10 protein-coding genes and 1 pseudogene are annotated in these 12,292 nt (G+C 60.4%); 6 read left to right on the plus strand and 5 right to left on the minus strand.

Going from position 1 to position 12,292, the window contains the following annotated elements:
• Positions 1–16: 16 nt before the first annotated feature.
• Both AC2CHD_RS18600 and AC2CHD_RS18605 read right to left on the minus strand, forming a co-directional pair.
• The gene (locus AC2CHD_RS18600; RefSeq protein ID WP_484554842.1) at positions 17–724 is read right to left on the minus strand and encodes an RES family NAD+ phosphorylase; all 708 of its coding nucleotides are present in this window, start codon (positions 722–724) and stop codon (positions 17–19) included.
• Positions 721–1,134: an antitoxin Xre/MbcA/ParS toxin-binding domain-containing protein gene (locus tag AC2CHD_RS18605; RefSeq protein WP_484554843.1), complete on the minus strand. Its 414-nt coding sequence runs from the start codon at positions 1,132–1,134 to the stop codon at positions 721–723. Before AC2CHD_RS18605 ends, AC2CHD_RS18600 begins: the two co-directional genes overlap by 4 nt.
• A 165-nt stretch (positions 1,135–1,299) precedes the next feature.
• Between AC2CHD_RS18605 and AC2CHD_RS18610 the strand changes: the two genes are divergently transcribed.
• The 6 genes and pseudogenes from AC2CHD_RS18610 to AC2CHD_RS18635 all read left to right on the plus strand — a co-directional run bounded on the left by AC2CHD_RS18610 (position 1,300) and on the right by AC2CHD_RS18635 (position 9,260).
• Complete coding sequence (locus AC2CHD_RS18610) at positions 1,300–2,085, plus strand: GntR family transcriptional regulator (RefSeq protein ID WP_484554844.1); 786 nt, start codon at positions 1,300–1,302, stop codon at positions 2,083–2,085.
• A gap of 45 nt (positions 2,086–2,130) precedes the next feature.
• A pseudogene (locus AC2CHD_RS18615) lies at positions 2,131–3,707 on the plus strand (putative N-acetylmannosamine-6-phosphate 2-epimerase).
• A 14-nt stretch (positions 3,708–3,721) separates the two neighbouring features.
• A complete protein-coding gene (locus AC2CHD_RS18620; RefSeq protein WP_484554845.1) occupies positions 3,722–5,053 on the plus strand; it encodes an extracellular solute-binding protein in 1,332 nt (443 codons plus the stop codon).
• A 172-nt stretch (positions 5,054–5,225) separates the two neighbouring features.
• Positions 5,226–6,092 carry a carbohydrate ABC transporter permease gene (locus AC2CHD_RS18625; protein ID WP_484554846.1) on the plus strand — a complete coding sequence of 289 codons (867 nt, stop codon included), beginning with the start codon at positions 5,226–5,228 and terminating at the stop codon, positions 6,090–6,092.
• A complete protein-coding gene (locus AC2CHD_RS18630; RefSeq protein WP_484554962.1) occupies positions 6,092–6,913 on the plus strand; it encodes a carbohydrate ABC transporter permease in 822 nt (273 codons plus the stop codon). Before AC2CHD_RS18625 ends, AC2CHD_RS18630 begins: the two co-directional genes overlap by 1 nt.
• Before the next feature lie 301 nt (positions 6,914–7,214).
• Complete coding sequence (locus AC2CHD_RS18635) at positions 7,215–9,260, plus strand: alpha/beta hydrolase family protein (RefSeq protein WP_484554847.1); 2,046 nt, start codon at positions 7,215–7,217, stop codon at positions 9,258–9,260.
• A 12-nt stretch (positions 9,261–9,272) separates the two neighbouring features.
• Here the strand turns inward: AC2CHD_RS18635 and AC2CHD_RS18640 are convergent, their stop codons facing one another.
• Genes AC2CHD_RS18640 through AC2CHD_RS18650 form a run of 3 tightly spaced genes read right to left on the minus strand, consistent with a single transcriptional unit; the run spans position 9,273 to position 12,146 of the window.
• Entirely contained in the window at positions 9,273–10,388 is a 1,116-nt protein-coding gene (locus AC2CHD_RS18640; protein ID WP_484554848.1) for an ABC transporter ATP-binding protein, read from the minus strand.
• Positions 10,389–10,392: 4 nt separating this feature from the next.
• Positions 10,393–11,271: a carbohydrate ABC transporter permease gene (locus AC2CHD_RS18645; RefSeq protein WP_484554849.1), complete on the minus strand. Its 879-nt coding sequence runs from the start codon at positions 11,269–11,271 to the stop codon at positions 10,393–10,395.
• The gene (locus AC2CHD_RS18650; RefSeq protein ID WP_229450761.1) at positions 11,268–12,146 is read right to left on the minus strand and encodes a carbohydrate ABC transporter permease; all 879 of its coding nucleotides are present in this window, start codon (positions 12,144–12,146) and stop codon (positions 11,268–11,270) included. Before AC2CHD_RS18650 ends, AC2CHD_RS18645 begins: the two co-directional genes overlap by 4 nt.
• Positions 12,147–12,292 lie beyond the last annotated feature (146 nt).

Below are 12,292 nucleotides of genomic sequence, written 5' to 3' on the forward strand. Positions count from 1 at the left end.
CATTTTTGCGTACTTTTCAAACGATCCGGAACACCGCACCACTGCCGGCATCGCGGTAGAAATCCACACGCTCGCCATTCCAATGATAGTCGATGTGACGCCCCTGCACGGGGCTGGCCGCGCTGTCGGGATAAAAGAGGCCAACACATTCGCCGCCCGGATGGCGCAGGCTTGGGTAGGCAATGCCTTCGGAGCCGGCTTCGCGCAGAGCAAGGGCAAGCGCCTGTGCCTCGGCATAGTCGTCAGGGGCGAGTGCTGCATCAAAACCGCCACCACGCAGATCGTGGAGCTCTGCCTTCACGTCGAGCACGATCTCGCGGAACTGGGAGGTCCAGCCGGCGGGCTCGCCCGTTGCAGCCATGAAGCGGGCATGGTGGTGGATGGTTTCAAACAGCGCGGTCTCGAAAGAGGCCGCCACATAGAGGACGCCAAAACGTCCATCGCTGAAGCGGCTCGGCCGGTCCGGACTGACATGGGTGAAGGGCGCCATCAGAAAGGAGGCACCCGGCCCCGACACGCGCCGCGCAGGCGGCACGAGATCCAGATTGCCGATGGTTTCCATGATGCGCGGATTGGTCTTCTGCTCGGCGGAGATGAGCAGAGGCCAGTCGGCCGGATCGGCAATATCCTCGAAGAGGTCGATCGGGGGATAGATGCTGCGGATGATGCGCACCGCGCCACGCCAGTCGATGGAGGCGAGGGGCGGCGTGTCACTGCCGGTCACCAGCCACCCCGCTCGGCATCGAGATAGCGGCGCACGCGCATCAGGTCGGTGAGTTCGCCGCCCAGCATGATGTCGAGTGCGGTGTGGCCGGCGAAGGCTTCATTGGGCCGGGAGATCCAGCGATAAGCGCGCTGGGGCTCGCGGAAGATGAGACGCAGCGCCTTGTGGATGCCCATCAGGTTTGAAAGCCGCGCCCGGCCATCGCGGTCGATGCGTCCAGGCCCCTCTGCCTTCCAGCGCCGATAGGTGCGCAATGGCAGATCGAGCAGGATGGCCGCCTGCTCGTCGGTGATCTCCCACAGCCGGAAGAGATTGACCGTCGCACGAAACATCGCCGCTGCCTCGTCATCCGTTATCGGTGCGGGGCGGAATTCCTGGCTTCGGGTATCGACTGGCTGCAACTGCGCCATGCTTCTCTCCTTTTGGCATTAAATAGTATATATAATGCCATTTGGCAACTTTTCCGATAGAAACAGGCCAACCACATGGACCGCACGAGCCTCATGCGCCCGGTGGGACGACATCGCCGGACGAGCAAAAAATAATACCAGTTCAAAACCTGTGAAAAATTTGCCATGATCATCTGGCAAGCACAGGGCAGAGGAACAGAGATGGAAGAAGCGGCACTTCTCGACTTCATGCGCGCACACATCGCACGCGGCAACAGCGCCGAACCGCTCTATCGAAGGGTGGAGATGGCGCTGGCGGAAGCCATTCATTCCTCGCGGCTGAAACGGGGGGCGGTGATCCCCAGCGAGCGCACGCTGTGTGCCGCCCTATCCATGTCGCGCGTCACCATACGCCGCGCCATCGAGGACCTGGAACGGGAGGGGCTTTTACACCGGCGGCACGGCGCGAAGACGGTGGTTTCCTCACGGCTGGAAAAGTCGCTCTCCACCATGACCAGCTTTTCCGAAGACATGCGCTCGCGCGGGCTGGAGCCCGGCTGCATCTGGATTTCCAAGGAAACCGCGCGCCCTTCACCCGCCGAAATGATGGCGCTGGGCATTTCGGGTAGCGACCAGATCGCGCGGCTGAAGCGCATCCGCACCGCCGACGACATGCCGATCGCCATCGAGACGGCGGCACTGCCCGTGCGGTTTCTGCCCAAACCCACGGCGGTGGGGGCTTCACTCTATCAGGCGCTGGAGGCGCGCGGTGCCATGCCGGTACGCGCGGTGCAGCGCATGCAATCGACCCCGATAACGCCGGAAGAGGCGCGTCTGCTCGAAGCGCCTGCCGACACCAGCCTGCTAGTGGTGGAGCGCCGCTGTTTTCTGGAAGACGGGCAGATCGTGGAGTTTACCCAGACCAAATATCGCGGCGACGTCTATGATTTCGTGATCGAGCTGCATAGATAATACCAGTTTAAAACTGGTTGTACTCTGGTATTTGATCTGCCTATGATGCCCTCTTCAAACGGGGGAACAAGCGTGGCAAACAGCATTCAATCGCTTGAGAACGGCCTGATCGTCTCCTGCCAGCCGGTGACGGGCGGGCCGATGGATACGGCGCCGATCGTCGTTGCTTTCGCGCTGGCCGCCCTTGCCGGCGGCGCGCGGGGGCTGCGGATCGAGTCCGCCCCTTATGTGCAGGCCGTGCGGGCAGCAACCGACGCCCCCATCATCGGGCTGGTGAAGCGCGATCTCGACACTTCGCCCGTGCGTATCACGCCATGGATCGAGGATGTGGAGGCGCTGGCGGCGGCGGGGGCGGATGTGATCGCCTATGACGCCACCCAGCGCGAGCGGCCGGTGCCGACTGCCGAGCTCGTGAGCCGCATTCATGCAACCGGCAAGATCGCCATGGCCGATTGCTCCGTCATTTCCGATGCGCGGCAGGCGCTGGATGAGGGAGCCGAAATGGTGGGCTCCACGCTTTCGGGCTATACGGGCGGGCCGGAGCCGACGGAACCCGATCTTGACCTGATAAGCGCCATGCGCGCGCTGACGCCTCATGTGGTAGCGGAGGGCTGCATCCGCCAGCCGCACCATGCGCGTGCGGCACTGAAGGCCGGTGCGCGGCTGGTGGTGGTCGGCTCCGCCATAACAAGGCCGGAGCACGTGACCTCATGGTTTCGTGCCGACATGGACGAGGCAGTGGGAGTGGGCGCATGAGCGGAGCGGAGATGGTTCTGGCGCTCGATATTGGCGGCACGAAAATGCTCGCCGCCCTGGTGCGCGGTGAGACCGTTGCCGACAGCCTGACCCTGCCGACGCCGAAAGGAGACGGCGGCCCCGCCGAATGGCTGGATGCGCTGTTTGCCGAGATCGCGCACTGGCAGGGAACCTACGAATGCGTGGGCGTGGCGGTGACGGGCATTGTCGATGACGGGCTCTGGTCGCCGCTCAACCGCAGGACGCTCGACATTCCAGACCGGTTTCCGCTGTTGCAGACGGTGGTTGGCCTTGTGGAAAAACCGGCCATCGCCGCCAATGATGCGCAGGCCGCCGCATGGGGCGAATATCGATATGGTGACGGTGAGGGGGATCTCGTTTTCCTGACGATCTCCACCGGCATTGGTGGCGGTGTGGTTCTTGACGGCAAATTGCGGGCCGGGCTCGCCGGCCATTTCGGCCTCGCGCTGGGGCAGGATTTCGACGGGGTTCTCGAAGATCATGTCTCGGGCAATTTCATCGCCGCCGAGGCGGCAGGCCATCAGCCGGGGGCGAGCGCGCGCGAGGTTTTTGCCGCAGCGGAGAAAGGCGAGGGCTGGGCCGATGCCATTCTCGATCGTTCCGCGCGGCGCGCGGCCATTCTGTGCCGCAACATTCAACTGACCTTCGACCCGGCGCGCATCGTGATCGGCGGCGGCATCGGGCTGGCGCCGGGCTACCGGGCGCGCATCGAGGCGCATCTTGACGATGTGCCCGAAAGGCTGAGGCCCCGGCTTGTGCCGGCGAGGCTCGGCGACAAGGCCGGCGTGGTGGGGATCGCCGACCTGGCACGTGAAACCAAGACCCAAAACCAGACAAACCAATAAATGGGAGAATGACAATGAAACCTGTTGCACGATTTGCCGCCGCCCTTCTGGGCAGCGTTTTCGCCGCCGGCCTTTATGCCGGTGCGGCCAATGCGGAAGTGACCGTGCTCGGCTGGCCGGGCGGCCCGGAAGAAACGGCGCTGCGGGCTGCAGCCGACGCCTACAACGCCAAGGACGATGTGAGCGAGGAGAACAAGGTCGAGCTTCTCTTCTTCAACCGCGACGGCTTCTGGGACAAGTTGCAGGCGGACCTTGCCGCAGGCTCGGACGCGTTCGATCTCAACCTACTCGCCACCTATTCCATCGGCCGTTACGCGCCCTTCATGGAGCCGGTGGAGCTTTCCGACGAGGCGCAGGCGCTTTATGGCGATGCCGTGCTTTCGACCATGCAGTTCGACGGCAAACAGTATGGCGTGCCGACCGACCTTTCGCTCCATTTCATGTATTACCGCAAGGACCTGATCGACGCGCTGATGAGCGATGACGATGCCAAGGCGCGCTATGCGGACATCAGCAAGGAACATTTGGGCACGGCGATGGAGCCGAAGAACCCGGATGAATGGACCTGGGACGACTACGCGGCGACCGCGCTCTATTTCACCAAGGCGGTGAACCCCGACAGCCCGACGCGCTATGGCACGGTTCTGCAGATGAAGAACCTGCTCTTCAACATCATGGTGTGGCAGTCCACCGCGCGCTCTTATGGCGGCGACTGGATGGATGCCGATGGCAAGATCACGGTCGACTCGGAGGCTTTCCGCAAGGGGCTGGAGCTCTACAAGAAGCTCTATGATGCCGGTGCGACGCCGCGCGATTCCCTTTCCTATGAGTTTGCCGAGGCGAATGCCGCCTATGCGGCAGGCCAGGTGGCGGCCATGGTGCAGTGGAACGCGGCGGCAGCAGACCTGACCAATGCGGAGAAATCGCCCGCCGTGGGCGAGGTGACGGCCACAATTGCGCCGCCAGCGGGCCCTGAGGCGCGCGCCACGCATATCCATGGCCTGGGGCTTGGCCTCAACAAGAGTGCCGAAAACAAGGAGGGCGCGAAGGCTTTTCTGAAATGGCTCTCGACCGAGGAAGCCGCCCTGATCTACGCCCGTGCGGGCGGTGCGCCGGCGCTTTCGGCGGACGCGGTTTCGGCAGTTGCCGACGAGCGGCCCGACCTGGTGCAGCTTGGTGAATATGCCGGGGCCTATGGCTATGTGATGAATGGTGGTGCTTCGGCCAACGCGCTTGCGATCTACGAATTGCAGGCGAAGGAGTTCACCGGCTACTGGTCGGGCCAGCAGGATCTCGATACCGCACTTGCCAATGTCGAGAAGGGCATGGCGGACTTGCTGAAGTAAGGCTGGCTGGCGCTCGCCCCTCATCCTCACCTTCTCCCCGCCCGCGGGGAGAAGGGGACATAGACTTTGCCGCTTCTTCCTTCTCCCCGTGGACGGGGAGAAGGTGCCGGCAGGCGGATGAGGGGCCGGTGCCAACCGCTAAACCAATCTGGAAACCAGACCAAGAAACCCAATGGAAACGACCCATCGCCTTGAATGGACGCTGCTTGCCACACCGCTGATGGCGTTTCTGCTGGTGTGTCTCGGCTTTCCGGCCATCGTGAACCTGATCTACTCCGTCTCCGACATCAGCTTCGAGACGCTGCGGAGCCCCGAGATTTCCGGTTTCGGAAACTTCGCTGCCGTGTTGACCGACAGCGGTTTCTGGCGAGCCAACTGGTTTTCGCTGCGCTTCGGACTGCTGACGGCCATTCTCGAATGCCTGATCGGGCTGGGGCTCGCCGTCTTTCTCGCGCCGCTCTTCAAGGATCGTAGCTGGCCGATTGCCATCTTGATGCTGCCGCTGATGGTGGCACCCGCGCTGATGGGGCTGATGTACCGGCTCGTGTTGCATGAATTCGCCGGACCGGTGCCGCATTATCTGTGGGCGTGGTTCGGCAACAGCCCGGCGTTTCTGGGACCGAACTCGGCCTTCTGGACGCTGATTGTGGTCGAGACGCTGCAATGGACGCCGTTTGCCTTCCTGCTTTTTCACATGGCCTATCAGGCGATCCCCGAAGAGCTGCGGGAGGCGGCATCGATCGACGGCGCGACGGGCTTTGCCCGCTTCTGGCGCATCGAACTGCCCCTGATGCTGCCGACACTGGCGGCGGCGCTTCTGATCCGCTTCATCGACGGGTTCCGCGTGTTCGACAATGTCTATGTGCTGACCGGAAGCGGGGCAGGCGGCTCCACCACCTCGCTCTCGATCTACATTTATGAAGCCTTCTTCAAGCAGGCGGCCATCGGCAAGGCGGTGGCGGCATCGGTGATCCTGTTCGCCGCGTCGTTTGCCGTGCTTTACGGCCTGAACCGCCTCGCAAGGCGCAGGAGACGATGATGCTCAACGCGATCCGCTGGGCCGTGTTTGCCCTTGCCGCCTTTGCCATGAACTTTCCGCTCATCGTCACGCTGGTGACGTCGTTCAAGAGTGCGCGCGAGATTTCGACCAATCCGGGGCTCTGGATCAACGCGCCGACGCTGGAAAACTATGTGACCGTGCTGACCGTTTCCGACCGCCTGAATATTTTCCTATACCTTGCGAACAGCTTCGCCGTGGCAGCCATGGGCACGCTTCTGGCCGTGGCGCTGGCGCTGCCGGCGGCCTATGCGATCGTGCGCGGGCGGTTTGGCGAAAAGACGCTCCTGCCGTTGATCGTGAATCTGCGCGCCGTGCCGCTCGTCATCTTCGCCATCCCCATCTACATGATGTTCCAGTTCATGGGCCTGCTCGACACGCGGCTGGGCCTTGGGCTGGTGATGACCATCGTTAACATTCCGCTGGTCTTGATCATCCTCGTCAACGCCATTTCGGATGTGCCATTCGAGCTGGACGAGGCGGCGATGATCGACGGAGTGAGCCGCACAGGCATTTTGTTCAAGATCGTCGGCCCCGTGTGCCGGCCGGCCCTTGTGACGAGCATGATCTTCGGTTTCATCACCGCGTGGAACGAATTCCTGTTCGGCCTGATGCTGACAACCTCGAAGGCGGTTCCGGTGACGGTCGGCGCGTCGTTCTTTTTCGCAGCGTCGGGTGGCGGTGTGCAATGGGGCGTGGCCGCAGCGGTGATGATGGTGGGCGCGCTGCCGCCCATGCTGCTGGGGCTTCTCATGTATCGCAAGATCAGCGGCACGATGATGGCCGGGGCGGTGAAGGGGTAGAGTCATGCTCCAATTTTTCAGCCCGATTGTGGCGACAAGAACATCGGCTTAGCCGTGCGCGGGCCGTGAGCGGATTTGCATTCCCCAAGAACGTTCACACTCTCTCAGCCGCCATACGCCAAGAGAGTTCGGACAAAGGCCAAGCGCCGGGCAAAGCCATTTTTCATTCGATGCAGAGTAAGGCGTATTTCCGGCAATATCCCGCCTCTTCAGAGAATTGGGAATTACAAAATAAATATAATTATATATAATGTATTTTATTATTTAATATCGTCAAAACTATTACTTAAAATTAAATGCTATGCCAATTGACCTAATATCGTATGTTTGGTTATTGCCGTTTCACTTTTCTGAATCTGATATTGGCATAAAATATATGAAAAGATACTTTTATATAATTTCACTGCTTATAATTACGTTTTCGATTCTGTCATATTTCTTTTTCGTCGGAAAAAATCCGCTTCTATATACTGAAGAGGAAAGGCCATATATCCCCCTCTCGGCTCTGTACCAAGCCTCTGAGACATCGGAAAGAGGCTTCATCCCATCTTTCGATGGGTCAATCATTGCGTCTTTCATGGAGGAAGGGGCAAAAAAAACAATACGCCTTCGTCGACGCTCTGAGAAAAGCTCCTATGAGGAAATCGATGCCTCAGAAATCAGTGATTTCAACTGGCATCCCTTTCTCAATGCTCTGGTGGTGAACAAGAACGGAAGACTTTGGCAGATCCCAGCCGAAACACCGCGCCTCGAGAAGTGGATCGATGTTACCCCCCGAGGATTTTTGAACGCGAGTATCTTGCGCTGGCCAAAGGATGCCTCCGGCGAGCTCGTTGTCTCATCAACCGATCGAAACCCCGCCTTTTCCGACCTTTACACGCTGCGCACCGATGGCAGTGGCAAGACACTGCTTGAGGAAAACGAAGGCAACACATTTGGATGGTGGTTCAACGCCGATCTGAACCCTGTCGTGCGTCTGGACGAGCTTCCGAACGGAAACAGAAGGGTTCTGCATCGCAGACCCAACGAGGAGGAATGGAAGCCTGTTCTCGACATCGACAAGCGAGATGACTTCGAGATTCTGCGCCCTCAGAACATCGACACGGAACTATACGCTCTGTCCAATCGCGGAAGGGATACGATCGCTCTTGTCAAGGTGAACCTTGAGGATGGCCTTGAGGAGGTGATTGCGCGGGACGAGGACGTGGACATTGTTTCCGCCTTTTTCCTCAATAAGTCGAAAAATCTCCCCGATCTGGTCACCTACCCAAAGAATGGATATCCGTTTATCGAACCGCTGACCCCGGAAGGCAATCGGCTCAAGAATCTGGTTGATACGCGCGAGCGTCAACCAGGTGGAGGTGTGATAGGCCAATCTGCCGACGGGCGTATTCTCACCATCGCAGAGCAAAACAGCGCGGAGGCACTTACTTTCTTTCTGCTTGATGTGCAGAGCGGAACGAAAGAGGAGTTGGGTTCAACGCCGTTGAAAAAATGGGCTCGCTACCTCTCGCCGATGACCCCGAAAACGATCCACGCAAGGGATGGTCTAAAGCTACCTGCCTTCCTCACGCTGCCCAAAAACCGTCCTCCCGAGAACCTCCCCGCCGTTGTCATGATACATGGGGGGCCAGCGAGCCATTACCGCTATGGTTTCGACGCGGACGTCCAGATGCTCGCCAACCGCGGTTACGCCGTTCTACAGGTCAACTTTCGCGGTTCCACCGGATATGGCAAAGCATTTCGGGCTGCTGGCTACGGAGAGGCCGGCCGAGCCATGCAAGACGATATTGTCGATGCAGCGAAGTGGCTCGTAGAAAATGGAACAGCTGACCCGAACCGCATGGCCGTAATGGGAGGAAGCTATGGCGGTTACTCGGCCGCGCTCGCAATGACCCGCGATCCAGGTCTGTTCAAGGCGGCTATCGTGGAGTCCGCCGTTCTGGATCTGCGATATCAAATGCAGAACAATCCGTTTTCCTGGGCTCTCGGAAGAGATGAACTGGAACGATATTTCGGCAATCCGGACGATGAAGCCGAACTGGAGGAGATGTGGCGCCGTTCCCCCCTGACACAGGCCAGTCGCACCGAAGGCGCGATCCTTCTGATGGCAGGAAAGAGGGATACGGTGGTTGGCTTCGAGCAGAGCGAAGCGTTCGAGCGCGCTTTGAAACAGGCAGGGAAGTCCGTGCAGGCACTCTACCATGAGGACGAAGCCCACAGCGTGATAGATCCTGAAGCCCTGTTGAAGCGGGCGAGGGCGATCGAGTCCTTCCTGGCCGAACAACTGGGAGGCGACGTGGAGAAACCCGCCTCGCCAACCCGGTTCCCCGGCTGGTTTAACTGACCGGCGCTCAGATCACCCGATGCGCTCTTGCGTCTGCGGGTCGAACAGCACCGCCTTGTCGAGATTGAAGGCGAGGCGGGCGGTCTGGCCGGCGGAGATGGGCGCATCGGCGCGCAGGCGGGCGACGATCTCGCGCCCGCCGAGCCGGGTGACCGCGAATGTGTCGGAACCGGCAGGCTCGATCACCTCGATCTCGCAGTCGAGCTCGCTGATGCGGCTGGCATTGCGGTCGGCGCTGTCGGGGTCCGTCAGCGCTTCGGGCCGAATGCCGAACACCACCTCCTTGCCATCGCGGCCTGCAAGCGCGCCATTCGTTCCAGCCATCGGCAAGGTCAGGGGCGCGCCATCCTCGCGCTCCATGACGATGGCGACATCGCTGCCATCGGCTTTCACCTTTGCCGGGATGAGGTTCATGGAAGGCGAGCCCATGAAATCGGCAACGAAAAGATTGTTGGGCCGGTTGTAGATCTCGGCGGGCGTTCCGAACTGCTGGAGAACGCCGTCCTTCAGGACCGCGATCTTGGTGGCCAGTGTCATCGCCTCGATCTGGTCATGCGTGACATAGACGATTGTCGTGCCCATGCGCTGGTGCAGGCGCTTGATCTCGGTGCGCATGTCGACACGCAGCTTGGCGTCGAGATTGGAAAGCGGCTCGTCGAACAGGAACACCATCGGATCGCGCACGAGCGCCCGGCCCATGGCGACACGCTGGCGCTGACCGCCGGAAAGCTGGCTCGGCTTGCGGTCGAGCAGCGCGCCGATCTGCAGCGTTTCGGCAACCTTGGCAATTGCCGCGTCGCGCTCCGCTTTTGGAATGCCGCGGATTTCCATGCCGAAGCCGATATTCTCGGCCACGGTCATGTTTGGATAAAGCGCATAGGACTGGAACACCATGGCGATGTCGCGCTGCGAGGGGTGGAGGTCATTGACCACCTTGCCATTGATGCTGATCGAACCGCTGGTGATGGGCTCAAGCCCTGCAATCGTGTTGAGCAGGGTGGACTTGCCGCAGCCGGACGGGCCGACGAGCACCAGGAAGCCGCCCTCTTCGATTTCGAGGTCGATGCCTTTCAGCACATCCACCTTGCCGAAGGATTTTCTGAGATTGTCGATCTTGAGAAAGGCCATGGGCTTATCCTTTGACGGCGCCGGCCATGAGGCCGCGCACGAAATAGCGTCCGGAGACGATGTAGACGATCAGGGTGGGCAGGGCGGCGAGGATCGCGCCGGCGAAATGGACATTGTATTCCTTCACGCCGCCCGACGAGGACACGAGATTGTTGAGCGCAACCGTCATGGGCTGGGAATCGAAGTCGCCGAAGGAAACGCCGAACAGGAAATCGTTCCAGATATTGGTGAACTGCCAGATGACCGTGACCACGATGATGGGCGCGGAGGAGGGCAGGAGAATGCGCCGGAAGATCTGGAAGAAACCGGCCCCGTCGATCTGCGCCGCGCGGATCAGCTCCGTGGGGAAGGCGGCGTAATAATTTCGGAAGAAGAGCGTGGTGAAACCGAGGCCATAGACCACGTGGATCAGGACCAGCCCCTGCGTCGTGCCGGCAATGCCCAGAAGCCCCAGAATGCGCGCGGCGGGAATGAGCGCGATCTGGAAGGGGATGAAACAGGACAGAAGAATGAGCCCGAAGACGATGTCATCGCCCCGGAAGCGCCATTTGGTGAGCACATAGCCATTGAGCGCGCCCAGAATGGTGGAGATGGCCACCGCCGGCACCACCATGAGAATGGAATTGAAGAAATAGGGTTTCAGGCCCGTCGGCTGCACGCCCACCTGCGCGCTCGACCACGCCTTGGCCCATGGCTCGAAGGTGAAGACATCGGGCAGGGCGAGCATGTTGCCCTGGCGGATCTCGTCGAGCGGCTTCACCGAATTGACCAGCATCACGTAGAGCGGCAGGAGATAATAGACCGCAAAGACGATGAGGACGGAATAGATTGCGGCGCGGGCAAGCCTGTTGCTGCTGACGCCAGCGGTTTTTTCAGCGCTCATCTCTGCCTCCCCGGTTTCAGTTCGGAATAGAGATAGGGAATGATGATCGAGAAGATCATCACCAGCATGATGATGGCCGACGATGCGCCGATGCCCATCTGGTTGCGGGTGAAGGTGTAGGAATACATGAAGGTGGCCGGCAGTTCGGTGGCCTGTCCGGGCCCACCGCCGGTGAGCGCGATGACGAGGTCGTAGGACTTGATCGCCAGATGCGCGAGCACCACGAAGGCGGACAGGAAGACCGGGCGCATCATGGGAATGATGATGCGGCGATAGATGGTGACATTGGACGCGCCATCCATCTGCGCGGCCTTGATGATCTCGCTGTCGACGCCGCGAAGGCCCGCAAGAAACATGGCCATGACAAAGCCGGACGACTGCCAGACGGCGGCGATCACCACCGTGTAGATCGCCAGCGTGCGGTCCTTGATCCAGGCGAATTCGAAGCTAGCCCAGCCCCATTGATGCATGGTGTTTTCAAGCCCGATGCCGGGATCGAGAAACCATTTCCACGCCGTGCCGGTGACGATGAAGGAAAGCGCCATCGGATAGAGATAGATAGGCCGCAGAAAGCCTTCGCCACGGATCTTCTGGTCGAGCAGGATCGCCAGAAAGAGCCCCAGTACGGAACAGATGATGATGTAGAGCGAACCGAAGATGGCCAGATTGGTGAGCGCCCGCCACCAGTGACGCAGATCCCACAGTTTGGCGTAATTCTCGAACCCGACAAACCCGTAGGACGGCAGCATGCGCGAATCCGTCATCGACAGGTAGAACGTGTAGAGGATGAAGGCGTAGACGAAGATCAGGATCAGCGCCATGCTCGGGCTGAGCACCAGGCGCGGTATGATCTCCTGCAGGCGATTGCGGTTCATTCTGGTTTTCCGTTTTTAACGGTGTGGGGTGGGGTATCCCCTCTGCCTTGCCAGGCATCTCCCCCTCAAGGGGGAGAGCACGCGGTGGGGCCGGTTTCGGTGACCCATCGGCTGGCATGAGGCCCGGTGGCTATGTCAGCCCATCT

Source organism: Nitratireductor sp. ATLC21 (assembly GCF_057196525.1).

What these genes read in the sequence shown, in the direction of transcription:
- AC2CHD_RS18605 (WP_484554843.1), bottom strand. Translation starts at nt 1,134, where the DNA reads ATGGCGCAGTTGCAGCCAGTCGATACCCGAAGCCAGGAATTCCGCCCC.
- AC2CHD_RS18610 (WP_484554844.1), top strand. Translation starts at nt 1,300, where the DNA reads ATGATCATCTGGCAAGCACAGGGCAGAGGAACAGAGATGGAAGAAGCG.
- AC2CHD_RS18620 (WP_484554845.1), top strand. Translation starts at nt 3,722, where the DNA reads ATGAAACCTGTTGCACGATTTGCCGCCGCCCTTCTGGGCAGCGTTTTC.
- AC2CHD_RS18625 (WP_484554846.1), top strand. Translation starts at nt 5,226, where the DNA reads ATGGAAACGACCCATCGCCTTGAATGGACGCTGCTTGCCACACCGCTG.
- AC2CHD_RS18630 (WP_484554962.1), top strand. Translation starts at nt 6,092, where the DNA reads ATGCTCAACGCGATCCGCTGGGCCGTGTTTGCCCTTGCCGCCTTTGCC.
- AC2CHD_RS18635 (WP_484554847.1), top strand. Translation starts at nt 7,215, where the DNA reads ATGCCAATTGACCTAATATCGTATGTTTGGTTATTGCCGTTTCACTTT.
- AC2CHD_RS18640 (WP_484554848.1), bottom strand. Translation starts at nt 10,388, where the DNA reads ATGGCCTTTCTCAAGATCGACAATCTCAGAAAATCCTTCGGCAAGGTG.
- AC2CHD_RS18645 (WP_484554849.1), bottom strand. Translation starts at nt 11,271, where the DNA reads ATGAGCGCTGAAAAAACCGCTGGCGTCAGCAGCAACAGGCTTGCCCGC.
- AC2CHD_RS18650 (WP_229450761.1), bottom strand. Translation starts at nt 12,146, where the DNA reads ATGAACCGCAATCGCCTGCAGGAGATCATACCGCGCCTGGTGCTCAGC.